Source organism: Streptomyces sp. NPDC049541 (genome assembly GCF_044465725.1).
Classification (GTDB): Bacteria; Actinomycetota; Actinomycetes; order Streptomycetales; family Streptomycetaceae; genus Streptomyces.
The window spans coordinates 75,072-98,632 of sequence record NZ_JBITLY010000015.1; the positions used below are offsets into that span (position 1 = coordinate 75,072).

The 23,561-nt window shown below is 72.4% G+C and carries 23 protein-coding genes; 12 read left to right on the forward strand and 11 right to left on the reverse strand.

What is annotated here, in order from left to right:
• The first annotated feature begins 1 nt into the window (after position 1).
• The 3 genes from ACIBW9_RS37865 to pssA all read left to right on the forward strand — a co-directional run bounded on the left by ACIBW9_RS37865 (position 2) and on the right by pssA (position 2,875).
• Entirely contained in the window at positions 2–1,207 is a 1,206-nt protein-coding gene (locus ACIBW9_RS37865) for an acyl-CoA dehydrogenase family protein (protein WP_062710448.1), read from the forward strand.
• A gap of 170 nt (positions 1,208–1,377) precedes the next feature.
• A complete protein-coding gene (locus ACIBW9_RS37870; protein ID WP_115910141.1) occupies positions 1,378–2,034 on the forward strand; it encodes a phosphatidylserine decarboxylase in 657 nt (218 codons plus the stop codon).
• Positions 2,035–2,056: 22 nt separating this feature from the next.
• A complete protein-coding gene (gene pssA, locus ACIBW9_RS37875) occupies positions 2,057–2,875 on the forward strand; it encodes a CDP-diacylglycerol--serine O-phosphatidyltransferase (RefSeq protein WP_389077819.1) in 819 nt (272 codons plus the stop codon).
• 248 nt (positions 2,876–3,123) lie between these two features.
• Here the strand turns inward: pssA and ACIBW9_RS37880 are convergent, their stop codons facing one another.
• Entirely contained in the window at positions 3,124–4,242 is a 1,119-nt protein-coding gene (locus tag ACIBW9_RS37880; protein ID WP_398962159.1) for a glycerate kinase, read from the reverse strand.
• 204 nt (positions 4,243–4,446) lie between these two features.
• Between ACIBW9_RS37880 and ACIBW9_RS37885 the strand changes: the two genes are divergently transcribed.
• Positions 4,447–5,520, forward strand: a complete 1,074-nt coding sequence (locus tag ACIBW9_RS37885; protein ID WP_398961947.1) for an ADP-ribosylglycohydrolase family protein — start codon at positions 4,447–4,449, stop codon at positions 5,518–5,520.
• Positions 5,521–5,556: 36 nt separating this feature from the next.
• On the forward strand, positions 5,557–6,051 hold the full coding sequence (locus ACIBW9_RS37890) for an NUDIX domain-containing protein (RefSeq protein ID WP_398961949.1): 495 nt from the start codon (positions 5,557–5,559) through the stop codon (positions 6,049–6,051).
• A gap of 12 nt (positions 6,052–6,063) precedes the next feature.
• Here the strand turns inward: ACIBW9_RS37890 and ACIBW9_RS37895 are convergent, their stop codons facing one another.
• Entirely contained in the window at positions 6,064–6,264 is a 201-nt protein-coding gene (locus ACIBW9_RS37895) for a type II toxin-antitoxin system VapB family antitoxin (protein ID WP_398961951.1), read from the reverse strand.
• Positions 6,265–6,340: 76 nt separating this feature from the next.
• On the opposite strand from ACIBW9_RS37895, the gene ACIBW9_RS37900 reads away from it, so the two are divergent.
• Positions 6,341–7,078 (forward strand): SIR2 family NAD-dependent protein deacylase, encoded by a 738-nt coding sequence (locus ACIBW9_RS37900; RefSeq protein ID WP_398961954.1) that lies wholly within the window; start codon positions 6,341–6,343, stop codon positions 7,076–7,078.
• Between the two features lie 39 nt (positions 7,079–7,117).
• On the opposite strand, the gene ACIBW9_RS37905 is transcribed toward ACIBW9_RS37900, so the two are convergent.
• The 3 genes from ACIBW9_RS37905 to ACIBW9_RS37915 form a co-directional block, all read right to left on the reverse strand.
• Positions 7,118–8,359 (reverse strand): serine hydrolase domain-containing protein, encoded by a 1,242-nt coding sequence (locus tag ACIBW9_RS37905; protein ID WP_398961957.1) that lies wholly within the window; start codon positions 8,357–8,359, stop codon positions 7,118–7,120.
• Between the two features lie 144 nt (positions 8,360–8,503).
• Positions 8,504–8,992 (reverse strand): methylated-DNA--[protein]-cysteine S-methyltransferase, encoded by a 489-nt coding sequence (locus ACIBW9_RS37910; RefSeq protein WP_398962161.1) that lies wholly within the window; start codon positions 8,990–8,992, stop codon positions 8,504–8,506.
• Between the two features lie 20 nt (positions 8,993–9,012).
• Complete coding sequence (locus ACIBW9_RS37915) at positions 9,013–10,482, reverse strand: AlkA N-terminal domain-containing protein (protein ID WP_398962163.1); 1,470 nt, start codon at positions 10,480–10,482, stop codon at positions 9,013–9,015.
• 159 nt (positions 10,483–10,641) lie between these two features.
• On the opposite strand from ACIBW9_RS37915, the gene ACIBW9_RS37920 reads away from it, so the two are divergent.
• Positions 10,642–11,787 (forward strand): MFS transporter, encoded by a 1,146-nt coding sequence (locus ACIBW9_RS37920; RefSeq protein WP_398962165.1) that lies wholly within the window; start codon positions 10,642–10,644, stop codon positions 11,785–11,787.
• Positions 11,788–12,113: 326 nt separating this feature from the next.
• Here the strand turns inward: ACIBW9_RS37920 and ACIBW9_RS37925 are convergent, their stop codons facing one another.
• A complete protein-coding gene (locus ACIBW9_RS37925) occupies positions 12,114–12,497 on the reverse strand; it encodes a BlaI/MecI/CopY family transcriptional regulator (RefSeq protein WP_398961960.1) in 384 nt (127 codons plus the stop codon).
• A gap of 136 nt (positions 12,498–12,633) precedes the next feature.
• On the opposite strand from ACIBW9_RS37925, the gene ACIBW9_RS37930 reads away from it, so the two are divergent.
• Both ACIBW9_RS37930 and ACIBW9_RS37935 read left to right on the forward strand, forming a co-directional pair.
• Positions 12,634–14,142 (forward strand): hypothetical protein, encoded by a 1,509-nt coding sequence (locus ACIBW9_RS37930; RefSeq protein WP_398961962.1) that lies wholly within the window; start codon positions 12,634–12,636, stop codon positions 14,140–14,142.
• Positions 14,143–14,167: 25 nt separating this feature from the next.
• Positions 14,168–15,325, forward strand: coding sequence for a YbhN family protein (locus ACIBW9_RS37935; RefSeq protein ID WP_398961965.1), 1,158 nt, complete (start codon positions 14,168–14,170; stop codon positions 15,323–15,325).
• Positions 15,326–16,373: 1,048 nt separating this feature from the next.
• On the opposite strand, the gene ACIBW9_RS37940 is transcribed toward ACIBW9_RS37935, so the two are convergent.
• From ACIBW9_RS37940 to ACIBW9_RS37960, 5 genes are all read right to left on the reverse strand, one after another.
• Positions 16,374–17,201, reverse strand: a complete 828-nt coding sequence (locus ACIBW9_RS37940; protein WP_398961967.1) for a phosphatase PAP2 family protein — start codon at positions 17,199–17,201, stop codon at positions 16,374–16,376.
• A gap of 74 nt (positions 17,202–17,275) precedes the next feature.
• A complete protein-coding gene (locus ACIBW9_RS37945; RefSeq protein WP_398961970.1) occupies positions 17,276–17,536 on the reverse strand; it encodes a hypothetical protein in 261 nt (86 codons plus the stop codon).
• Positions 17,537–17,569: 33 nt separating this feature from the next.
• Entirely contained in the window at positions 17,570–17,941 is a 372-nt protein-coding gene (locus tag ACIBW9_RS37950; protein WP_398961972.1) for a hypothetical protein, read from the reverse strand.
• A 48-nt stretch (positions 17,942–17,989) separates the two neighbouring features.
• The gene (locus tag ACIBW9_RS37955) at positions 17,990–18,595 is read right to left on the reverse strand and encodes a phosphatase PAP2 family protein (RefSeq protein ID WP_398961975.1); all 606 of its coding nucleotides are present in this window, start codon (positions 18,593–18,595) and stop codon (positions 17,990–17,992) included.
• On the reverse strand, positions 18,592–19,275 hold the full coding sequence (locus ACIBW9_RS37960) for a DedA family protein (RefSeq protein WP_398961978.1): 684 nt from the start codon (positions 19,273–19,275) through the stop codon (positions 18,592–18,594). Before ACIBW9_RS37960 ends, ACIBW9_RS37955 begins: the two co-directional genes overlap by 4 nt.
• 96 nt (positions 19,276–19,371) lie before the next feature.
• Here ACIBW9_RS37960 and ACIBW9_RS37965 point away from each other — a divergent pair, with 96 nt between their 5' ends.
• The 3 genes from ACIBW9_RS37965 to ACIBW9_RS37975 all read left to right on the forward strand — a co-directional run bounded on the left by ACIBW9_RS37965 (position 19,372) and on the right by ACIBW9_RS37975 (position 23,207).
• Positions 19,372–19,797 carry a BlaI/MecI/CopY family transcriptional regulator gene (locus ACIBW9_RS37965; protein WP_398961980.1) on the forward strand — a complete coding sequence of 142 codons (426 nt, stop codon included), beginning with the start codon at positions 19,372–19,374 and terminating at the stop codon, positions 19,795–19,797.
• A 79-nt stretch (positions 19,798–19,876) separates the two neighbouring features.
• Positions 19,877–20,842, forward strand: coding sequence for a M56 family metallopeptidase (locus ACIBW9_RS37970; protein WP_398961983.1), 966 nt, complete (start codon positions 19,877–19,879; stop codon positions 20,840–20,842).
• A gap of 514 nt (positions 20,843–21,356) precedes the next feature.
• Complete coding sequence (locus ACIBW9_RS37975) at positions 21,357–23,207, forward strand: M1 family aminopeptidase (protein WP_398961986.1); 1,851 nt, start codon at positions 21,357–21,359, stop codon at positions 23,205–23,207.
• Positions 23,208–23,561 lie beyond the last annotated feature (354 nt).

Below are 23,561 nucleotides of genomic sequence, written 5' to 3' on the forward strand. Positions count from 1 at the left end.
GATGGCACGCCTCGCCCAGACCGCCGGTCTGACCGACATCCAGCAGGAGATCCTCTCCACCGTCCGCGACTTCGTGGACAAGGAGATCATCCCGGTCGCCACCGAGCTGGAGCACCGCGACGAGTACCCGCAGCAGATCGTCGACGGCCTCAAGGAACTCGGCCTGTTCGGCCTGATGATCCCCGAGGAGTACGGGGGCCTGGGCGAGTCGCTCCTCACCTATGCCCTGTGCGTCGAGGAGATCGCCCGCGGCTGGATGTCGGTGTCCGGCATCATCAACACCCACTTCATCGTGGCGTACATGCTCAAGCAGCACGGCACGCAGGAGCAGAAGGACCACTTCCTGCCGCGCATGGCGGCCGGCGACATCCGCGGCGCCTTCTCGATGTCGGAGCCGGGCCTCGGCTCGGACGTGTCCGCCATCACCTCCAAGGCGGTCAAGGACGGCGACGAGTACGTCCTCAACGGCCAGAAGATGTGGCTGACCAACGGCGGAACGTCAAGTCTGGTCGCCGTACTGGTCCGAAGTGATGAAGGACACCCCGAGGGCACCGCGCCCCACAAGTCGATGACGACCTTCCTGGTCGAGAAGGAGCCCGGCTTCGGAGAGGTCCGCCCCGGCCTCACCATCCCCGGGAAGATCGACAAGATGGGCTACAAGGGCGTCGACACCACCGAACTCATCATGGACGGCCTGCGAATTCCGGCCAACCGCGTGCTCGGTGGCGAGACCGGCCGGGGTTTTTACCAAATGATGGACGGCGTGGAGGTCGGCCGGGTGAACGTGGCGGCGCGTGGCTGTGGCGTCGCTCAGCGTGCGTTCGAGCTCGGCGTCCAGTACGCCCAGCAGCGTCACACTTTCGGCAAGCCGATCGCCCAGCACCAGGCCATCCAGTTCAAGCTGGCCGAGATGGCTACCAAGGTCGAGGCCGCGCATGCCATGATGGTCAACGCGGCACGCAAAAAGGACTCAGGGGAGCGAAACGACCTTGAGGCCGGTATGGCGAAGTACCTCGCCTCCGAGTACTGCAAGGAGGTCGTGGAGGACGCGTTCCGGATCCACGGCGGCTACGGCTTCTCCAAGGAGTACGAGATCGAGCGCCTCTACCGCGAGGCCCCGATGTTGCTGATCGGTGAAGGTACGGCCGAGATCCAAAAAATGATCATCGGTCGCAGGCTGCTCGAAGAGTATCGGTTCCAGGGCTAGATGTCCGGATACGGGGTGTTTTCTTGGAGAAGAAGATCACACCCCGTCAGCACTCTTCGGCCGCCGACTCGGCTTCCTGGCTTGCCCAGTTGCGGTCCGCGACCGGTACCATCCCGGAAAAGCCGCCGTCCCCCGTTACAGCGCGGCATCATCCGCTACGAAGGTCATCCATGCCCCACAGCCAAACCTCTGCACCACGCGACAGCCGGGCCGGCGTACGCCTCGCGCGCGGAGCATCGCCGTGGCTTCTGCCGACCGTCGCCACCGCAGCCCTCAGCCTGGCCCGTGCGCGCCGCTCCGGCGTCGCCAAGGCCGTGGCCGTACCCGCCACCGCACTCGCGGCGGGCATGCTGTGGTTCTTCCGCGACCCCGAGCGCGAGATCGCCCCGGGCCGGGTCATCTCGCCCGCCGACGGTGTGGTGCAGAGCATCATGCCGTGGAAGGACGGCCGTACCCGCGTCGCGATCTTCATGAGCCCGCTCAACGTCCACGTCAACCGCGCGCCGCTCTCCGGCGAGGTGACGTCGGTCGAGCACATCCCCGGCGGGTTCGTTCCGGCGTTCAACAAGGAGAGCGAGAACAACGAGCGCGTAGTCTGGCATTTCGACACCGAACTCGGCGACATCGAGATGATCCAGATCGCCGGCGCGGTGGCCCGCCGCATCGTGCCGTACATCCCGCAGGGGACGAAGGTCGAGCAGGGGGACCGCATCGGTCTGATCCGCTTCGGCTCGCGCGTCGACATCTATCTGCCCGAGGGCGTGGACGTCGCGGTCGAGGTCGGCCAGAAGACCGTGGCTGGGGTGACTCGCATTGACCGTGATTGATCCTGATACCCAGGCGGGCTGGGTGCCCGAGGCCGACGAGGTGGACGAAGAGGAGGAGATGCCCCTCTCTCTCCGCCTCTCAATAGCGGACACCCTCACCCTGGGCAACGCCACGTGCGGCTTCATGGCGGTGTACTTCACCACCACCGGGATCCTGATCCCGCACCTCACCGGCGACCAGGAGACCGGCATGGCCCGCCACAGCGCGGCCACCGCGGTCATCCTGATGCTGTGCGCGGCGGTCTTCGACCTGTTCGACGGCCTGGTGGCACGCAAGCTGCGCTCCTCCCCCATGGGCGCGGAGCTGGACAACCTGTCGGACCTGATCAGCTTCGGTCTGGCGCCGGCGTACTTCGTCCTCGTCTACGGCATGGTCGCGGACGACGCACATCAGCGGGTGGCCGCGGTCGGGGCAATCGTGGTGCTCCTGGCCGTGGTACTGCGACTGGCGAGATTCTCCTGCGTGACCGTCCCGAACGGCATGTTCCAGGGCATGCCGTCACCGTTCGGCGCGCTGACGGTCGTCTCGATCGTCCTGCTGGAGCTGCCCTTCGTGGCGACCCTGCTGGCGATCCTGGGCACGGCCTGGCTGATGGTGAGCCGGGTCGAGTACCCGAAGCCGCGGGGCCGCCTCGCGGTGGCGATGCTGTCCTGGATCGTCGTGTCGATGGGCCTCCTGGCGGCCTGGGCGTTCGACGCCCCGAGCGGCCAGCTGCTCCTCCAGACGGGGTGCGCGCTCCAGCTGGTCACCGGTGCGGTGATCCCCCTGTTCGCCACGGCTCGCCGGGTGAACAACTTCCGCGACAACCGGCGCGAGGCGCGGGCGGCGCAGGTGCCGTAGCCGTAGCGGCGCTTGTACGACGGCGAAGGGCCCCGAACCCATTGGGTTCGGGGCCCTTCGTATGGGCGCCGACTGGGGGCTCCGCCCCCAGACCGCCGCTTCGGCCTGAACGGCCTCGTCCTCAAACGCCGGACGGGCTGAGGTGGCTGAGCCGAATCCAGCCCCTCCGGCGTTTGAGGAGCGGGGGTCCGGGGACTGGCTCCCGGGTCGGGACGGGAAGGGGCGGTGGGGGCGAAAAAAGCCTGGTCTCAGGTGAGGAAGTCCCGGCCGATCTGCTCCGCCACCCGCTCCAGGATCGGCCCGGCGTCCGCGATGCACTTCGCCACGTCCGGCTCGACGGAGGTCAGCGGGTACGCCCGCCGGATCCCCGCCCGCCCCAGCGCGTCCGGCGGCAACGCCAACCTCCCGCACACCGCGACGACCTCCTTGTCCGCGGCACGCGCGGCCGCCGCGACCCCCGCGGGCGCCTTGCCGTGCAGGGTCTGCTCGTCCAGCGAGCCCTCCCCCGTGATCACCAGGTCCGCCCACTCCAGCGCCGGCGCGAAGCCGAGCACGTCGAGCATCACCTCGATGCCGGGGCGGAAGGCGGCACCGAGGAGCAGCGCGCCATAGCCGATGCCACCCGCCGCACCCGCCCCCGGCGATGCGGCGAATTCCGCCGCCTTCGCCCCGACCGCTTCCTCCAGCACCTTCGCGTAGTGCGCGAGGGACGTGTCCAGGGCCTCCACATCGTCCGGGGCGGCGCCCTTCTGCGGGCCGTAGACGGCGGGTGCGCCCTTCGGGCCGGTCAGCGGGTTGTCGACGTCGCTGGCCAGGACCAGTTCGACGGAGGCGAGGCGCGGGTCCAGGCCGGACAGATCGGCGGAGGCGAGCTCGCTCAGTCCGCCGCCGCCCGGGGGAACCGGCTCGCCCTCCGCGTCCAGGAACCGTGCGCCGAGCGCCGAGAGCATCCCGGCGCCGCCGTCGGTGGTCGCGCTGCCACCCACGCCGAAGACGATCGTGCGCGCGCCCGCATCCAGCGCGGCCCGCAGCAGCTCACCGGAGCCGTACGTCGAAGCCGTGAGCGGTGCGAAGACACCCGCCGGCAGCCGCTGCAGCCCGCTCGCCTCGGCCATCTCCACGACCGCCGTGCCCGCACGCAGTGCGAAGGCCGCCGTCACCTCGTCGCCCAGGGGCCCGGCGACGCGCACCTCGCGCCGCTCGAAACCGGCCGCGACCGCCGCGTCCACGGTCCCGTCACCCCCGTCGGCCACGGGCAGCGACTCCACCTGGAGCTCCGGCACGACCCGGCGCAGCCCGGCCGTCACCCGCTCGGCGACCTGCACGGCCGTCAGCGACCCCTTGAACTTGTCCGCGGCGATGAGCACGCGCTGTGTCACCTGTTTCCCCTTGCTCTCCGGGCCTCGCGCACGTCAAGGCCAGTCGCGCCGCTGCGACCTTAACCGGGGGAGGCCCCCGCCGTCATTCCGTGACCGGAGCCTGGGACGCCGGTGGGAGCCTGCTGAGGGCCCGCTGCGCGTCCCCTGCCGAACGCCGCGCAGCCTCCGCCCAAATTGGGTAAGCCTTCTGCTATGACCCCTGTGGGCACTGAGTCAGAGCTCGCGGACCGCATCCTCGGGGGCTGGCTGGGCCGGATCTCGGGCAACATGCTCGGCAAGCCGGTCGAGCAGGGCGACCTGTGGACGCGGGACCGTATCGACCGCTATCTGCGGCAGGCCGCCGCGCTGCCCCTCACCGACTATCTTCCCGAGCCCGCCGACGAGAGCGACGGCTTCGAGCTGCGCCCCGAGTGGCGCCAGTGCGTGCGCGGCCGGATCCACGGCAGCTGCCGCGACGACGACGTCGACTACGCGATCCTCGGCCTGGACCTCCTGGAGACGCACGGCTTCGACTTCAGCACCGAGCAGGTCGGCGAGCTGTGGCTGCTGCGGCTGCCGTATCTGCAGACCTTCACGGCGGAGCGGGCCACCTACCGAAACCTGGCCAACGGGCTGAAGCCGCCGCTGACGGCCACGTACGACAACCCGTACCAGGAGTGGATCGGCGCCCTGATCCGCGCCGACATCTACGGCTGGACCTGCCCGGGCGTGCCGCGCCGTGCCGCCTCCCTGGCCCGCCGGGACGCGGTGCTGTCGCACACGGGCAACGGCGTGTACGGCGCGATGTGGGCGGCGGCGCTGATCGCGGCGGCGTTCACCGCGCCCACCGTGCGGCACGCGGTCGACCAGGCACTGGCCGTCATCCCGGCGAGCAGCCGGCTCGCCCGTACCGTGCGGCGGGTCGTCTCCCTTCACGACACGCGCATGACCTGGGAGGACACGCTCACGACGGTGGCCGAGGAGACCGCCGGGCTCGGCTGGATCCACACCATCCCGAACGCCGCAGTGCTCACCGCAGGGCTTCTGTACGGCGACGGCGACTTCACCCGCACCATCACGCTGACCGTCCGCGGCGGCCTGGACACCGACTCCAACGGGGCGACGGCCGGCTCGGTGGCGGGCGTACTGACCGGTGCGGAGGCGATTCCGGCGCAGTGGAAGGAGCCGCTGCAGGACACGGTCCGCAGTGCGGTGTTCGGCTTCGACGGGGTGCGGATCAGCGAGCTGGCGCAGCGGACGGTGCAGCTGGCGGAGGCGGAGAGCTAGCCGAAGGCCGAGCCTGGAGCTGGTTACCCTTCCTGGATGACCTCCACGCCAGACTTCGCCACGTACCTCGCCGGCCTGCCCCGGATTCTCGCCGGGGCCGCCGCTCTCTTCCGCGACGCCGAGGGCCGGGTGCTGCTCGTCGAGCCCAACTACCGTGAGGGCTGGGCGCTGCCGGGCGGCACGATCGAGTCCGACGGCGGCGAGACCCCGCGCCAGGGGGCCCGCCGCGAGACGCTCGAGGAGATCGGTCTCGACCGCGAACCGGGCCGGCTGCTCGCGGTCGACTGGGTGTACAAGCCGAGCTGGCCGCCGCTGGTGGCCTATCTGTACGACGGCGGTGTCCTCGACGAGGACGACCTCAAGGCGATCCGTCTGCAGGAGGAGGAGCTGCTCTCCTGGCGCCTCGTCCCCCGCGAGGAACTCGACGACTACCTGCTGGGCACCCTCGGCCACCGCGTCCGGGTCGCCCTGGACGTCCTGGCGGAGGGCTCGGGCACGGCCGAGCTGGAGAACGGGCAGCGGGTGGCCTGACCGGGCACCGGCTCACCCCTCGGGGTCGCGGGGCTTGGCGTCCACCTCGCGCAGCCCCTCGTCCCGTGCGGCGATGCGGGCTTCGGTCCGGTGGCCGCGCTCGATGTAGTCGCGGACGACGAGCTCGACGGCGGCCTGCGGGCTGCCGACGCCCGCAAGGACCATGACTTCCACGACGAGTTCGGCATCGAGCGAGACGGTGACCTTGGCCATGGCGGGAAACTAGCACCCCAGAGCGCGCACGAATATCCGTTCGCCCCACCCGGCCCCCCGTCCTACCCTCGGTGCCATGAGCAAGCCCCTCGTCGCGATCCTCAGCGGTGCCGGTATCTCCACGGACTCCGGGATCCCCGACTACCGTGGCCCCAACGGGCTGTGGCGGAAGGATCCCGAGGCCGAGAAGCTCGTGACGTACGAGTACTACATGGGTGATCCGGAGATCCGGCGGCGGTCCTGGCAGATGCGGCGCAAGAACCGCACGCTGCAGGCCGAACCCAACGCCGGGCACCGGGCCGTGGCGGAGCTGGAGCGGTCCGGGGTGCCCGTGCGGGTGATCACGCAGAACGTCGACGGACTGCATCAGCTCGCCGGGTTGCCCGCCCGCAAGGTGCTCGAACTGCACGGTTCCGCACGGAGTTTCGTGTGCACCGGTTGTCATGCGCGCGGTCCGATGGAGGACGCGCTCGCCCGGGTCGAGGCCGGGGAGGACGACCCGGCGTGCCTGGAGTGCGGGGGCATTCTCAAGTCGGCGACCGTGATGTTCGGCGAGCGCCTCGACCCGGTGGTCCTCGGTGAGGCTCTCGCCATCACCAAGGCCTGTTCCGTGTTCATCGCCGTCGGCACCAGCCTGCAGGTGCAGCCCGCGGCCGGACTCGCCGGCGTCGCCGCCGACAACGGCGCACGGCTCGTCATCGTCAACGCCGAGGCGACGCCGTACGACGACCTCGCGGACGAAGTCGTACGGGAGCCCATCGGCACCGCGCTGCCCGAACTCCTGGGCCGGCTGAGCGCGGAGAGCCGCGGCTGAGGCCGAGGTCGCCGTCCCGTGCGGGCACGAAAAGCCGTGTCAGCTCCCGGCCGGGACGATGGTGCCGAAGGAGGCTGCGGCGATCTGCTGGATGTAGCGCATCTCCGTGCCGTCGAGGTTGTCGGGGTCGAGGGAGTAGACGATCTTGCGGGAGAGGTCGCTGGTGGCGAAGACACCACTGGTACAGCCAGGGCGGGAGCCGGTCTTGCCCCAGACCACGACGCCGTTGGAGGTCTTGACCCGCATCAGGCCCATGGTCATGCAGGCCCGGCCCGCGTCCGACTGGGTGCGGCACTGGCTGCTGTGGTGACTGGGGACGTCGGGAACCGCGAAGAGCTCGGCCTGCTGGGTGGGCGGAAGGAGTCGGCCGCGGAACAGCTGGGTGATGAAGCGGTCGAGGTCGGCGGGGGTGGAGATCATGCCGCCCTCGGCCCACGGCCAGGGGCTCTGCTCGGTGACGTCCACCGGGTGCCTGGTGCCGTCCGCGGACTTGGCCATCAGATAGCCGTGCGAGTGCGGGCCGGGCAGGGTCGGGTCGTCCGCGTCGGGGACGTAGGTGTCGTGCAGGCCGAGGGGGCGGGTGATCCGGGACTGCACCTCGTGGGCGAAGGTGTGCCCGGTGGTCTTCTCGATCAGCACGCCGGCGACGTAGTAGTTCATGCCGTTGTACTGCTGCGCGGTGCCGGGCGTGAACTGCATCGGCTGACCGGCCATCAGGTCGATCACCTGCTGCGGCGTGAAGCTCTTCAGACGGTTGGCGGCGAACCATTCGGGGCTGCCGTCGCCGAAGTCCGGGCTGTCGGCCGCGCGCGGCAGACCGCTGGTGTGGTTGAGCAGCTGGCCCACCGTGACCGGCGGCAGCTCCGCGGGCAGAACGCCCGGCAGGTAGTGCTGGACGGGTGTGTCCAGGTCGATCCGGTGCTCGGCGGCGAGTTGGAGCACGACGGTCGCGGTGAAGACCTTGGAGATGCTGCCGATCCGGAAGTGTCCGTTCCGTGGGACGCCCTGGCCGGTCTCCAGGTCGCCCACGCCCGAGGTGCCCCACCAGTGGCCGGCCCTGCCGGTGATCCGCAGCAGCGCGCCGGTGACGTCCGCGCTGGGCAGGCCACCGATGGCCGCCCTGAGCTTGACCGGATCGAGCACGGGCAGCGGCGTGCTGGTCGCCGCCGTGGCCGGTGTCGCGGCGGAGGCGGGGGCGGCCACACTCACGGCCAGGGCGGCCAGCACGGCGCCGGCGGCTGCCACGGCGGACCAACGGGTATGACGCAGGGTGCGGTTCACGGCAGGGCTCTCCCAGGGTGACGGTAGGACCGGCGAACGCCCGGCCCGCCCACGAGTCTCATGCGCCCCGGCAGCCCCGATCATCCGGGAGCTTCCCCGAGTAACCCCCCACCGCACCCCGAGAACTGATCAGGGGTCAGGTTCCTACCTGATCAGGGCGACCGTTCCGCTCTCGAGGTCCAGCAGGCGCTGCTTGCGGTCCAGGCCGCCGCCGTAGCCCGTCAGGCCGCCGTTCGCGCCGACGACTCGGTGGCAGGGGACGATGATGCCGATCGGGTTCCTGCCGTTGGCGAGGCCGACCGCGCGGGAGGCGGACGGGTTGCCGAGGGCCGCGGCCAGTTCGCCGTAGGAGCGCGTCTCGCCGTAGGGGATCTCGCGGAGCTGGTCCCACACCGTGCGCTGGAACGGGGTTCCGTGCAGGTGGAGTTCGAGGGTGAACTCCTTCAAGTCGCCTGCGAAATAGGCCTCCAGCTGGTCCTCCGCCTCTGCGAAGAGGCTCTCGTCCCGGGCGCCGAAGGACTCCTCCGGTGGGCGGTGGCGCTGTTCGGTCATGTAGAGGCCGCACAGGATGCCGTCGTCGGCCACGAGGGTGAGGGGGCCGTACGGGCTGTCGATCACGGTGTGGTGCTTCACGGAACTCATCGCGAACGTCCTTATACGGGAAGGAAGTTGATGGGGTGACTGTCGGTCGCCCACAGGTACTGGACGGCGTACGCCCGCCAGGGGCGCCAGGCCGCCGCGCGGGCGGTGAGGGCCGCCGGAGTGGACGGGAGGCCCAGTTCCTGTGCGGCGCGGCGGATGCCGAGGTCGGTGGGGAGGAAGGCGTCGGGGTCGCCAAGGGCCCGCATGGCGATGACGTCGACGGTCCAGGGGCCGAAACCGGGGAGGGCGAGGAGCCGGGCTCGGGTCTCGGGCCAGTCGCTCTCCGGGCCCAAGTGGACGGTTCCGTCGGCGAGTTGGCGTACCAGGGTGGTGAAGGTGGTGCGGCGGGTGCGGGGCATGGCCAGGGACTCGGGGTCGAGTGCGGCGAGCGCCTCGGGGGTGGGGAAGAGATGGGTGAGGCCGCCCTCGGGGTCGTCGACGAGGTCGCCGTGTGCCATGACCAGGCGGGAGGCGTGGGTGCGGGCGGCGGCCGTGGAGACCTGCTGGCCGAGTACGGCCCGTACGGCGAACTCCGCCTCGTCGACCGTGCGCGGGACCCGCCGGCCGGGGGCCTTGTCCACCAGCGGCGCGAGCAGCGGGTCCGTGCGGAGCTGGTCGTCGATCGCGACCGGGTCGGCGTCCAGGTCGAGCATCCGGCGGCAGCGGCTGATGGCGACGGGCAGGTCGCGCAGGTCGCTGAGGGTGAGGCGGCAGGCGATGTGGTCGGGTTCGGGGGCCAGGGTCGCGATGCCGTGGCCGTAGGGGAGGCGGAGGGTGCGGCGGTAGGCGCCCTCGCGCCACTCCTCCACGCCGGGTACGGCCGTCGCGGCGAGGTGGCCGAAGAGGTTGTCGGGGTTGAGGGGGGCGCGGAAGGGCAGGCGGAGGGTGAGGGCTCCGGGGGCCGCGGGGGCGTTCTTCTTCGGCAGCCTGGCCCGCAGCTCGCTCGGGGAGAGCGCGAAGACCTCGCGCACGGTGTCGTTGAAGGTGCGGATCGAGGAGAAGCCGGCGGCGAAGGCGATCTCCGCCATCGGGAGCGGGGTCGTCTCGATCAACAGGCGGGCCGTCTGGGCGCGTTGGGCGCGGGCCAGGGCCAGGGGTCCGGCGCCGAGTTCGGCGAGCAGCTGGCGTTCGATCTGGCGGGTGCTGTAGCCGAGACGGGCGGCGAGTCCGGGGACACCGTCGCGGTCCACGACGCCGTCGGCGATCAGACGCATCGCGCGGGCCACGAGGTCGGCGCGCTGGTTCCACTCCGGGGAGCCCGGGCTGGTGTCGGGACGGCAGCGCTTGCAGGCCCGGAATCCGGCCTGCTGGCAGGCTGCGGCGCTCGGGTAGAAGGTCATGTTCTCGGGCTTGGGCGGTACGACCGGGCAGCTGGGCCGGCAGTAGATGCGGGTGGTCAGGACCGCCGTGAAGAACCATCCGTCGAAGCGGGCGTCCTTGGACTGGACGGCGCGTACGCAGCGCTCTCGGTCGGTGTGCATCCCGTTCTGCATGCGTCCAGCATCGGCGATGGGCGGGACCGAGGCTGGCGAGAATCCGACATCAAGGTGGTGTGGGCTGGAGCGGTCCGGATCACCCTCTCCTTGGCACGGTGGGTGATGGGTACGCTGCCCTGCATGGACCGTGGACGGCAGCGACCGATGTGGCCGCTGTACGCGGCGGGGTTCACCACCGCCTTCGGGGCGCACGGTATCGCCGCGAACCTCGGGGGTGCCGGAAAGGGTGCGGTCTCCTCGCTGCTCGTCCTGGGCGGTCTGCTGGCGCTCTACGACGGGGCGGAGGTCGTGCTGAAGCCGGTGTTCGGCACCGTGGCCGACCGGGTGGGGGCGCGGCCGGTGCTGCTCGGCGGGCTGGTGGCGTTCGCCGCCGCGTCCGCGGTGTACGTCCTCGCGGACAGCCCGGGGTGGCTGTGGGCCGCGCGGCTCGGGCAGGGGGCGGCGGCGTCCGCGTTCTCGCCGGCCGCGTCCGCGCTGGTGGCCCGGCTCAATCCGGCGGTCAGACACGGGCGGGTCTTCGGGAGTTACGGCTTCTGCAAGTCCGTCGGCTACACACTGGGACCGCTGCTCGGCGGGGTGCTGGTGTGGGCGGGCGGGCTGCGGCTGCTGTTCGCCGTACTGGCGGTGCTCGGTGCCGCCGTCGCGGTGTGGACACTGGTCGCCGTGCCCGTCGTGGCGCCACTCCCCCGCACCCGGCAGACCCTGCTGGACCTGTCGCGACGGCTGACGGACCCGGCGTTTCTCGTGCCGACGTCCGCGCTCGCGGGGGCCACGGCCGCGCTCTCGGCCGGGGTGGGCTTTCTGCCGGTGTCCGGTGCGGTGGCCGGGCTCGGGACGGTGGCGACGGGCGCCGCGGTGTCGGTGCTGGCGGGGTGCGCGGCGGTCGTACAGCCCCGTGCCGGCCGAGCCTTGGACGCGGGGCGGCTCAGCGCGGGCGCCGGGCTCACCGCCGGGCTGCTGCTCGCGGCAACCGGCCTGGCCTGCGCGATGCTGCCCGGCCTGACCGGCATCCTGCTCGCCGCCGCCCTCATCGGCACCGGCACCGGCCTGATCACCCCACTGGGCTTCGCGACCCTGGCCTCGGCGACCCCGCAGGAACGGCTCGGCCAGACGACGGGCGCGGCGGAACTGGGCCGCGAACTGGGCGATGCGGGCGGTCCGTTGCTGGTGGCGGGGGTCGCGGCCGCAGCGACCCTGACGTACGGGTTCGGGGCTCTGGCGATGGTGTTGGGCTGCCTGGCGGTAGGGGTCGTGGCGGGGGCACGGAGAACGACGGCCGGGCTGCGCTGAGACGGGAGCACGGCGGACCGGACGAACGGGCCGGCGTAGCTGCCCAGACGGGACAGCTCGCACCCGCTGTCCGCACTCCACATCGCCCGCCCGCGCTCACTCCGGGCAAACGCCTGCCCGGCACTCGGTCCCGTCGGCCGGGGCAAGCACCCGCCCCCGTCCGGCCGGAGCATGCACCAGCGCCCCTGTCGGCCCGCCCCACCTCCTTGACCTGCAGCAAGACCCCACGCCTCAGCCGGGCCCCGACAAAAACCGCTCCCTCCACCCCGGGCACGCGCCTCCCTCTCCCGGGGCTCCCCGTTGCCACTGCGGCTGCGGCCGCCGCCTCACGCACCGCTCTCGTCGAGGAGTGCCCGCAGCGCTGCTTCCTCCGCAGGGCTCAGGCCCGTGACGAACTGCTGGAGGGCGGCGATCGGGTCGGGGCCGCGGTCCAGGGCCTGGTGCATGGCCTCGGCGGTCATCTGTGCGGCGTTCTTCGCCGGGCGGTAGGCGCCGCGCCGGCCGTCGGCGTCCCGCAGGACGAGGCTCTTGTCGTGCAGGCGCCGAAGGATCGTGTGCACGGTGTTGTAGGCGAGGTCGCCACCGAGGTCGGTCTGGATCTCGGCCGGGGTGAGCGCCCGGTCCGTCGCCCACAGGGTGGCGAGGACCGCGCTCTCCAGCTCGCCGGGGCTGCGTCGCTCGCCCCTGCCGCGAGGAGTCGTGCCTGCCATGGCCACCACCTTACGGTGCGTAGGGTCCGGCGGTCACCAAGTCGCACCCGCCCCTTACCCGTCCCCGATCCCACCCCGACCTACAGCCTGTAGGGTGAGATCAACCCTACAACTCGTAGGACCGGATGGGTGAACGATGACGAGGACCTCCAACGCCACTCCGACCCGCGCCACCCAGCAGGGGCCGTCGGCGACCACCCGGCCGCCGTGGCGTTCCACGGGCGAGTGGTGGCTCGCAGCGGTGGCGGCCGCCTTCACACTGCTCCAACTCGCCCTGGTGCGGCCCGGAATGGGCCTGGGCTGGGACGAGACGGTGTACGTCAGCCAGGTGAGCACCCACGCCCCGGCGGCCTTCTTCAGCGCACCGCGCGCCCGCGGCATCACCCTGCTGGTGGCTCCCGTCGCCTCCTGGTCGTCGTCCACCGCGCTGCTGCGGGTGTACCTGGCGGTCCTGTCCGGCCTCGGCCTGTACTGGGCCCTGCGAGCCTGGCGGGGCCTGTTCCCGGTACGGGTGATCGCGGCCGGCGGCGCCCTGTTCGCCTCGCTGTGGATCACCCTCTTCTACGGCCCGCAGGCCATGCCCAACTACTGGGTGGCCGTGGGCGGGTCGGCCACGGTGGGCTTCTTCCTGCACGCCCGGTCCGACCGCACCCGGCGCGGCGCCCTCTGGGGCGTGGCCGCGGGCACGGCGCTGATGGCGTGGATGCGGCCCACGGACGCCGTCTGGGTCACACTCCCGCTGCTCGCGCTCGTGCTGTCCGTCCGCCCCCGACGCCATCTTCGGCTGCTCCTGGCCCTGGTCACCGGCCTTGCGGCGGGGGCCACCGAGTGGATCGTCGAGGCGTACGTCGACTACGGCGGCGTCGGCGCCCGGCTGGCCGCCGCCTCCCGCATCCAGGGCGGCCTGGGCCTGCACAACGCCGTCGTCGACCAGCTCCGCAGCCTCGGCGGACGCGCCCTGTGCCGCCCATGCACCGGGGCGATCGCGAGCCCGCCGGTGATCGCCTGGTGGTTAGCCCTGCCGCTGCTCGCCGCCGCCGCGCTGGTCATCGCCGCACGGACCCGCCGTACGACCCTCACGCTGCTGCCGCTGGCCTGTGCGGCGAGCGCGGCCGTGCCGTACCTCTTCCTGATCGGCTATGCCGCCCCCCGTTTCCTGCTGCCCGCCTACGCCCTGTTCGCGATCCCGGTCGCGGACGCCCTGGCCCGCCTGGTCACCGCACCGAGCGGGCGCCGGCGAACGCTGGCGGCGACAGTGGTGGCCGTGGGTCTCGCAGGCCATCTGGCCGTGCAGTTCGACGTGTTGGAGCGCGCCGTGTCCAGAACCACCGCCGACCACCGTGTCTGGGGCCGCACCGCCGCGGACCTGCGCCGTCTCGGCGTGGACCCACCGTGTCTGGTCACCGGGGGCGATTCCGTGCCGGTCGCCTTCGCCGCAGGCTGCGCCTCCGTCCACACCGGCGGCCACGACGCCAACACCACCCCTGCGGAACTCGCGCGAACCGGCCGCCGGATGCCGGTCGTCGTTCTCACCGCTCATCCTGGCCACCCGCCGTCCTACGCCCGCACTTGGCAGCCACACCGCCTGACGGGCGGTTATGCGTATCTCTCTCCCGGCGCGGTGGGGAAGGGCGGTCAAGGATGACCACGTCCGTACAGGGGCAGCACGCATGAACGCCGAGGTCGCCGCCTCCCTGGCCGCCGACAGGTCGAGCGCCCTTGGCGAGATCCGGAGCGGTTCGGCAGCCTCCCCAGAGGGCGCCGGGCTGTATCGATCTGCGGCTCCGCCGCGATGGGGGTCCCCCGGCTCGAGCGCAGCCGAGAGTGGGGGAGCGACCGGCCACGACGAAGCCGCCGACGGAGAACGACCCGTCCCGACCCCGCGGCGGAGCCGCACCTCTGCACAGCCCGCGGATCGCTTCGCGCCGTGGCAGACCGCGGCCGCACTCGTCCTCACCGCCGCCGCCATCGGCCTCGCCGCCCTGCATTGGCCCGTCCTGCGCTCGGGCATCGACCGTCTGTCCGTCGCCGACCCCGGCTGGCTGCTGCTGGCAGCCCTGCTCACCCTGCTGACCTGGGCAAGCGCGGCGCTCGCGCAACAGGGCGCGGTACGCGAGGCGCTGCCCACGCGCCGTCTGCTGACGGTGCAGTTCGCGGCCTCCGCGGCAAACCATCTGCTGCCTGCCGGGCTCGGCGCGGGCGCGGTCAATCTGCGGTTCCTGATGCGCAGCGGTCTGACACCCGGCCGGGCGGCCACGGCCCTCGCGGTCAAGTCCACCGCCGGAGCCGTCGTCCGGATCGCCCTGATGGCGGTGCTCGCCCTCGCCTGTCCCGGCGTGCTGCGGCTGCCGTCGGTGGCCGGACCGAGGCTGCTGGTGGGCACGCTGGCGGCAGCGGCGGCGGTGCCCGTGGCCGTCCTGCTCGTACGGCGGACGCGGCTGCGGCGGGCGCTCGCCTGCGCGGCGGCCGACGTACGTGCCGTGCACGAGAGCCCCCGCCGCGCGGCGGCCCTGTGGGGCGGCTCGCTGGCCTTCGCCGCCCTGCACACGGCGGTGGTCATCGCCGTCGTCCGCGCCCTGGACGTACCGCTGCCCGTGGGGCGCATCGCGCTCGCCTACCTCGCCGCGAGCAGCGCCGCCGTCCTGCTGCCGACCCCCGGCGGCCTCGGCTCCCTGGACGCCGCGCTCGCCTGGGCGCTGACCACGGCCGGCGCCCCGGCCTCGGTGAGCGTGTCGGCCGTGCTCGGCTACCGGTTGCTGACCGTGTGGCTGCCGCTGGTGCCGGGGCTGCTGGTGCTGGCGGGGCTGGTCCGTTCGAGAGCCCTGTGAGGGTTCGTCGGTGGTGCTGCCGGCCCTACTGCGCGGGCTGATGGGGTACGTACACACGCGTGGGCGGCAGCCTGCGGACGGCTTCAGCCGGACGGCAGGCCGGTCACGAAGGGCGCACCGGGGGTGAGTTCGGGGTCGTGGGAGGCCTCGCACCCCCGCGGAGCGGGCCAGGCGTCGTGCCAGCGGCAGCCCGAGGCCCGCTCCGCCGCGTCCGTCGTCCGTGACGCAGATGCGTACGCCGCCGCCTTCGCGGTCCGCGCACAGGGTGACGCTCGACTCGCGCACCGGAGGGCGTTGGCCGGCAGTGGGCTGACGATCCGTTCGAGGAGTGCGTCCTGTACGCCGGCCTGCAGCCGTCCATCCGTGCCCTCGGCGACACCGGGCGCCTCGACCGTGACCGTCAGCTGCTCGGGGGATCCGCTTGTACGGCGAGGCGGCGCAGCGTGGGCAGGACCGGGGAGGTGCCGGGAGCGGCCGTGGTCGCGTCTTCTCGGGCGCCGTTCAGAGGGTGTCGCAGATGGTGCGCGTCGACTGGGCGGCCTCGGCGATCGTCTCGTGCACCGCACTTGTCTCGGCCGCCGTGCGGGGACGCGAGCGGTACCCGTCCAGCTGGCGCAGCTCGTGCGAGAGCTCGTCGGTCAGCTGCCGCTCGTGCCGCAGCGCCGCGCGGATACGGTCGGGAGGCGTCCAACGACGCGCCCAGCCGGGCGAGTTCGGCCGGCCGACCCGCGCTGCCGAAGCGTTCCTCGGAGGCCACCGCGCTCCACCGGGGGGGCATGGTCGGTCATCGTCCCGACGGTGACGCAGCGCGCGTCTGACACCAGCGGGAGCAGTGCGTAGGTGAAGGGCGGCATCACGGCGTCCAGGACGTGACGATGGTGGCCGCCTGCTCTGCGCCGGGGACGGGCTCACACAGGCGGACGGGGCTCGATCCGTGACCGGAGGCGGTGACGCACTGCCGGCCGCCCCGACCGGCCACGCCTTCAGCGACCTGGGTGAGCGCGCCGACGGAGGGCGGTTGTTCCAGCAGCCGCTGACCGGCGTGGATTCACACGTTCGCGTCGAGGAGATGGTCGTGACGGTCTCCGGTCAGAGGCCCCGGGGCGCGCGAAGAGGGAGACGAGCCAGGAGCGTCCGAAGACGGGGGCCAGCCGCGGGCTTTCGTGGGCGGACGCGGTCCGGAAGCCTCCGGGGGCAAAGGTGCGGTGGGCGAGTCCAGCGCCGTGCCCGTGCCGGGCGCCCCGGGCCGATCCCGCCCCGTCGACTCCACGGGCAGCCGCCGGGCCCAGCCCCACCACCACAGGCTCAGCCACACGACGGCGAACAGCCAGCCGCCGATGACGTCGCTCGCCCAGTGCACTCCGAGGTACACGCGGGTCAGGCCGACGGCCACCGCCCAGCACACCGCGAGGGTGCAGCTCGTGCGGGCGAGATCCACGCGGGCGCCACGAGTCGTCGCCCAGCACAGCAGGCCCGCGGTGAGCGCCGAAGTGGTGGCGTGGCCGGAGGGGAACGCGAAGCCGGACGCCTGCGTCGCCCACTCGGCAGGGGCCGGGCGGGCCCGCGCGAGGAGTTCCATCATCCCGGTGCGGACCAGTTGCCCGGCGACCAGCACGACCAGGAGGACGACGGCGATCCGGAGCCGCTCACGCGCGGTGCGCCCCGCGAGAAAGCCGGCGATCACGACGAGTACGTACGGCCAGGGCCCCGTCCCCGTCGCCGTGATCCCGCGGGCGAGCGCCACCGCTTCCGGGGGTCGGTGCGCAAGTCCCCACGCATGGGCCGCAGGGTCCCCCGGCAGGGGCGCGCCGTGGCGCAGTCCCACCGCGGTCGCGAGGCCGGTGAACAGCAGCGCGCAGACGACGGCAAGCAGCACCGGCGCTCGCCCGGCCCGGTTCACAGCTGGGCCTAGCCCGGCCCGGGGCACGGCTGGCCCTTGCCCCGTCCGGCTCACGGTCGGGCCTTGGCTGGTTCCACCCGGCCCTTGCCCACTCCGGCTGCCGCTCGCCCCTCGTCCGCTCGGGTCCCTGCGCGGCCGCCCGGCAGGGTCGCGTGCCCGCGCACCCTGCACCGCCGACCGCCGCCCTTCCTCGGCCTGGCCCCGTGCTCCCCGCCCAGTCCCTCCGCCTCCACCGGATCCGGCAGCACGCCCGCCCCGCTCACCGTCACCACCCGGCCCAGCAGCAGGCCCGCCGGGCCCGGCCCCACCACCAGACCCAGCTTGCTTTTCGCCGTTCCCGGCGCCTACGCCAGGCCCAGCAGCCCCTCCCCCGCTCCCGGCACTTCCACCATGCCCCGCAGCCCCTCCGCCGCTCCCGGCACTTCCGCCAGGCCCCGCAGCCCCTCCGCCGCTCCCGGCACTTCCGCCAGGCCCCGCAGCCCCTCCGCCGCTCCCGGCACTTCCGCCAGGCCCCGCAGCCCCTCCCCCGCTCCCGGCACTTCCACCAGGCCCCGCAGCCCCTCCCCCGCTCCCGGCACTTCCACCAGGCCCCGCAGCCCCTCCGCCGTTCCCGGCACTTCCACCAGGCCCAGCAGCCCCTCCGCCGTTCCCGGCACTTCCGCCAGGCCCAGCAGCCCCTCCAGCGCGCCCAGGCACACGCCCAGCACCGCCGCCACCCCCAACCGCACCCCCGCCCCGCTCGTCCCCCTCCCCCTCGCGCCCGGTCATGAAGCCGTCACCAGCGGCCTGAGCCGGGTGGCGGCCACGTGTGTGACAAAAGGGGCGGCGCGGTCCGCCAGGAGAGTGAGGGGCCAGGCCAGGGCCGCGCCGAATGCCAGGCCCACGATCACGTCGTGCGGATAGTGCACGCCGATCCAGACCCGGGAGGCCGCCATGAGGACGGCGGCCAGGGCCGCGATCCGGCCGAGGCGCCGGTGTACGAGCCACAAGGCAGCCGCGGCGGCCCCGGCGATCACCGCATGGTTGCTGGGGAACGACCAGTCGCCCGCGGCCGGGCACGCCTCGACCGTCACGGTGTGCAGCGTCCGGCACGGTCTGCGCTCGGCGACGGCCGACTTGACCAGCACATCGAGCACGTAACAGACCACCACGACCACCGGCGCAGCCAGCGCCCGGACCATCCGCGCCGTCCCCGCACCGCGGGCCCACCACCACGCGGCGAGCATCAGCGCGCCGAACACCGCGAGGCCGTAGTCGGACCAGACGGCGATCACGGTGTTCACGGCATGCGGAGTGTGGCGGGCGAGGCCGGTGATCCAGCTGTACGCGCCGCCGTCCACCGAGGCGCCACCGAAGGCGAGGCCGGTCACGAGGAGGCCCCCTGGGAGGCGCGGCGGGCACGGGCGCGCCGGGCTTCGAGAGCGATCGGGGTCAGGGAGATGACGACCACGAGCGCGACCAGCGGCAGCAGGTAGCGGTCGACGTTCGGCACCGAGGAACCCAGCGCGTAACCGCCCAGCACCAGTCCGACCGTCCAGACAAGGCCACCGATCACCTGCCACAGGGTGAACACCCGCACCGGCACGTCGAGCGCTCCGGCCAGCGGGTTCAGCACGGTGCGCACGACCGGCACGAAGCGGGCCAGGACCACCGCCTTGGCATGCCCGTAGCGCGCGAGCAGTTCCTCGGCCCGCGCCGCGCCCTCGTGCAGCTTCTTCGCACGGCTGCGGGCCAGCAGCGCGCGGCCACCGCGCCGCCCGAGCCAGTACCCCGTCTGGGCCCCGAGCAGTGCGCCGGCCACGGCGGCGGCCAGCACCTGCGGAAGTGACAGGTGTACGGATCCATGGACGCCAGGGACGCACAGCAGCCCGGCCGTGAACAGCAGCGAGTCGCCGGGCAGGAAGAAACCGACCAGAAGACCGGTCTCGGCGAACATGACGACCGCGATGCCGAACGCACCGAAGGCGGACAGCAGGGATCCGGCATCCAGGACGTTCACCGCTTGGGCGACGGCGAACTGGGCAGCTGCCACGGAGGCGACCCCTCTCATACTGGGAACGAAGCGGGCGCGGACCCGCACCTAGCGACTACAGTCATGTAGACCGTCTACTGAACTGTAGACGAATCAGAGCCGAGGAGTGTTCCCATGCCCCAGGGGCAGATTGACGAGCCGGCCGACGGCCCGGTCGACGGGCGCACCGACCGACGGCCGGCCGGCGAGCTCGAGGCGAGCGTGCTGGCCGCACTGTGGGCCGCCGACGGGCCGCTCACGCCCGGCGCCGTCCAACTGGAGCTCGGCGGCGGCCTCGCCCGCACCACGGTGACCACGATCCTCACACGACTGCACGCCAAGGGCGCGGTCACCCGCGCACGCTCCGGCCGTGGCTACGCCTACGCCCCGGCCCAGGACTCCCCCGGTCTCACGGCCCGCCGTATGCACGCCGAACTCGACAAGGACGAGGACCGCGGCACCGTCCTCGCCCGCTTCGTCTCCGACCTGAGCCCGGAGGACGAACAGCTCCTGCGCACGCTCCTGGAGGGCGGCCCGGAGGGCGGTGAGGACAGCGTGTGAACAGCACCTTGTCGATCTTGTCGTCGGCTGCGGCACGTAGGCTGGTCGACGACGATCCGGCGGCCCCTGGAGGAATCCCGTGATCTACGCCGTGTGGCTTCCGCTGCTCATGCCGTTCCTCGCCGTGCCCGTGGCCCGGCGTGGCGCCGAGCAGTTGCGGCCCCGGACGGCCGCCTGGGCGCTGACGGCTCTCGCGCTGGTCCTCGCCCTCTCCAGCACTGCGGCACTGGGCATGCTCGCCCTGGCCGGCGCCCTGCACCTCTCTCTCGTCGCCGAGGCGGCGCATCTCTCCCCGCATCTGCTGGGCGACGGCTCGCCCGCCACTCTCCCGGCCGCGGTCCTGGCCGCCCTCGCGCTGACCGGTCTCGGCGTCCTGGTCCTCGACCGGGCCCGCCGCCACTGGCACGAACTGCGCGCCGCGCACCGGCAGTTCCGCAGCGGGGCGAGCGCCGGCGACCTCTGCGTGCGGCACGACGACCGGCCCGAGGCCTACGCCCTGCCCGGGCGGCCCGGCCGCATCGTGGTGACGACGGGGATGCTGCGCGCCCTCAGCGCCGGCGAACGCGAGGTGCTGTTCGCCCATGAGCGCGCCCACCTCAACTGCCGCCACCACGTCTTCCTCGCGGCCGCGGAGTTCGCCCTCGCGTTGCACCCCGCCCTGCGGGGCCTGCGCGCCCCCCTCTCGTACGCCCTGGAGCGCTGGGCCGACGAGTCCGCGGCGCAGGCGACGGGCGATCGCGCGCTCACCGCCCGGGCCGTCGGCCGCGCCGCCCTCGCGGCCCGTGCCGCGGGCTCCTCCGCGCGCCCCCGTCTGTCGCTGACGGCCACGGCGGGCCCGGTCCCCCGCCGTGTCACCGCCCTGCTGACCACTCCCGCGCCCGCCGCCCGCCTGCTCCCCCGCGCCCTGGCCTGTCTGCTCCTGGCCTGCGTGGCCGTATCGGCGACAGCCGTGCTGGACGCGGCCACCGATCTGCACGCGGGCATCGAGGTCGCCCAGGGCGAGCAGGGGCAACACGGGCACGCGGTCTTCGGCGACGGTGACTGACCGCGCAGACCTGACAGCCCCGTAGAGCCAAGGGTCACGGAGACCGGCGGACCGCCCCTCGGGCGCGCGTCCGCACCTGCGACAGGGCGGCGGACAGCCTGCAGACGATCGTGGCGAACCACGGCGGGCCCACCGTGCTCTTCGACAGCACGGCGGGCCCTGGTGCAGTCGGCGAGGCGGTGGTGGTCGAGGACGGCGCAGTGCCGCGAGGTCGTCCTCGTCCCCGGTGGAGCTCCACGCCGTTCACTGCGACCCGTGCCACAACCAGCCGGCCCTCTTGTCGGCGGGCGAAGGCTGCCGCCACTGAAGCCCATGCTCCTCCCCTCGGCGCCGATTTCCCGGCGATCACCCCAACCCGCTTTACCCCCTTCTCGTGGCATGCCCTCGACAAATCTGCCACGCTACAGCGGTCGCACCACCGATCCACGCAGCCCACTGCCGTCCGCAGGCGCACCCCAGCCGGCGGGGCGGCACCGAGCAGGCCGGAATCCCGGCCGCCGCAAAGGAGTTTCGCGTGAGAAAGACCCCCCACAGATCCATCGCCCTGCGCGCACTGGCAGTCGCCGCGCTGGCCGCCATCTCCCTTCCAGCCGCCCCTGCCGCAGCCGCCCCGTCGACCGCGGCGGCATGCACCCCGGCCCAGGTGGTCACCAACGGCGGCTTCGAGAGCGGCACTTCGCCGTGGACCCAGTCCTCGACGAGCGTCATCACCAGCCGTTCCGGCCAGACCGCCCACGGCGGCACCAGCTACGCCTGGCTGGACGGCACGGGCGGCACCCACACCGACACCCTCTCCCAGAGCGTCACGATCCCCTCCGGGTGCAGCACCGCCACGCTCTCCTTCTGGCTCCACATCGACACCGCCGAGACGACCTCGTCGATCGCGTACGACAAGCTGACGGCGAAGATCGGCAGCACGACACTGGCGACGTACTCGAACCTCGACAAGAACACCGGGTACGTGAAGAAGACCCTCGACGTCTCGGCGTTCGCGGGGCAGACCGTGAGCCTCTCCTTCACCGGCGCCGAGGACTCCAGCCTGCAGACCAGCTTCGTCCTCGACGACATCGCCCTCGACACGTCCGGGGGCAGCACCCCGCCGGCGGACTCCACGCGCACGCCCGCCACGCCCTCGTACACCGTCAGCCTCAGCAGCAACACCAGCGGCACGGTGTGGACCGGCCACGAGAGCGCGACCTTCACCAACGCCTCCTCGACCGCGCTGAGCGAGGTGTACCTGAGGCTGTGGGACAACTACCACGGCACCTGCGACGCCATGCCGATCACGGTCACCAACGTCACCGGCGGTACGGCCGGTTCCCTGTCCGTCGCCTGCACGGCCCTGCAGATCACCCTGCCGACGCCGCTGGCGCAGGGGCAGTCCGCCACGATCGGCTTCGACCTCGGCATCACCGTGCCGAGCGGCGCCGACCGGTTCGGCCACGACGGGGCCTTCAACAACATCGGCAACGCGCTGCCCGTCCTCGCCGTGAAGGACGGCTCGGGCTGGCACCTGGACCCGTACACCAACAACGGCGAGTCCTTCTACTCCCTGGCCGCCGACTTCAAGGTGACCCTGGACCACCCGAGCACCCTGCTGGTCCCGGCCACCGGTACCTCGACCGACACCCCGGGCTCCAGCGGCCGTACCGTCACCACCGCGACCGCCTCCAAGGTGCGTGACTTCGCCTGGGCGGCCGGACCGTTCAGCAAGATCTCCGGCACCTCGGCCGCCGGGACCGCGATCAACATCTACTCCGTCTCGGGCATCAGCTCCTCCGACGCCCAGTCGATGCTCTCCACCGCCAAGTCGGCCGTGGACGCCCATGCGGCACGCTTCGGGGCGTACCCCTACGGCGAGTTGGACGCGGTCATCGACAACAACTACTGGTTCGGCGGCATGGAGTACCCCGGGTTCGTCCTCGACCTGGTCAGCACCACCGCGCTCACCCACGAGATCGGCCACCAGTGGTGGTACGGCATCGTCGGCGACGACGAGTACAACAGCCCCTGGCTGGACGAGGCGTTCACCGACTACGCCACCGACCTGGCCCTCGGCAAGACCGGCAGCAACTGCTGGAACAGCGTCTCCTGGGCCTCCTCCGCGGAGAAGATCACCAACTCCATGGCCTACTGGGACGCCCACTCGTCCCGCTACTCCACCGTCGTCTACGGCTACGGCAAGTGCGCCCTGCACGACCTGCGGCGGCTGCTCGGTGACACGGCGATGACCAAGTTGCTCAAGGACTACGCCACTTCGCACTGGTACGGCGTCTCGACCACGGCCGAGTTCAAGGCGGCCGCGCAGGCCGCCACGAGCACGGACCTGACCTCCTTCTGGAGCACGCACCGCATCGACGGCTGAGCATCACGGATCGACGACTGTCGGCCCCGGCGGGCCTGCGCGGCGAATGCCTCGCAGGCCCGCCGGTCGTTTCACCCTCACGCGCGGTTGAACCTGGCGGGAGGGCGCGAACAGCCGGCCTTGCGCGGGCGCAGGAGCCGCTCGCGCGCCCCTGCGTCGAGCGACCTTCCGCGCTCCCAAGGGCCGCGTCCTCATCGCCACTTGGCGGGACACGGAGTTCGATGCCGATCTGCCCGAACTCCCTTTCTTCGATGGGTAGTTGGTGACTCGGTCGGTGCGTCTCCGGCGGTTCGGGTCGACGGGATCGACCGACTTCACATGGAATCCCCTGACATACATGGCATATGACCCATG

Bases quoted from the DNA above. Each gene is read 5' to 3' on its own strand.
- ACIBW9_RS37865 (WP_062710448.1), top strand. From the start codon at position 2: ATGGCACGCCTCGCCCAGACCGCCGGTCTGACCGACATCCAGCAGGAG.
- ACIBW9_RS37870 (WP_115910141.1), top strand. From the start codon at position 1,378: ATGCCCCACAGCCAAACCTCTGCACCACGCGACAGCCGGGCCGGCGTA.
- ACIBW9_RS37885 (WP_398961947.1), top strand. From the start codon at position 4,447: ATGACCCCTGTGGGCACTGAGTCAGAGCTCGCGGACCGCATCCTCGGG.
- ACIBW9_RS37890 (WP_398961949.1), top strand. From the start codon at position 5,557: ATGACCTCCACGCCAGACTTCGCCACGTACCTCGCCGGCCTGCCCCGG.
- ACIBW9_RS37895 (WP_398961951.1), bottom strand. From the start codon at position 6,264: ATGGCCAAGGTCACCGTCTCGCTCGATGCCGAACTCGTCGTGGAAGTC.
- ACIBW9_RS37900 (WP_398961954.1), top strand. From the start codon at position 6,341: ATGAGCAAGCCCCTCGTCGCGATCCTCAGCGGTGCCGGTATCTCCACG.
- ACIBW9_RS37915 (WP_398962163.1), bottom strand. From the start codon at position 10,482: ATGCACACCGACCGAGAGCGCTGCGTACGCGCCGTCCAGTCCAAGGAC.
- ACIBW9_RS37920 (WP_398962165.1), top strand. From the start codon at position 10,642: ATGTGGCCGCTGTACGCGGCGGGGTTCACCACCGCCTTCGGGGCGCAC.
- ACIBW9_RS37925 (WP_398961960.1), bottom strand. From the start codon at position 12,497: ATGGCAGGCACGACTCCTCGCGGCAGGGGCGAGCGACGCAGCCCCGGC.
- ACIBW9_RS37930 (WP_398961962.1), top strand. From the start codon at position 12,634: ATGACGAGGACCTCCAACGCCACTCCGACCCGCGCCACCCAGCAGGGG.
- ACIBW9_RS37935 (WP_398961965.1), top strand. From the start codon at position 14,168: ATGAACGCCGAGGTCGCCGCCTCCCTGGCCGCCGACAGGTCGAGCGCC.
- ACIBW9_RS37960 (WP_398961978.1), bottom strand. From the start codon at position 19,275: ATGAGAGGGGTCGCCTCCGTGGCAGCTGCCCAGTTCGCCGTCGCCCAA.
- ACIBW9_RS37965 (WP_398961980.1), top strand. From the start codon at position 19,372: ATGCCCCAGGGGCAGATTGACGAGCCGGCCGACGGCCCGGTCGACGGG.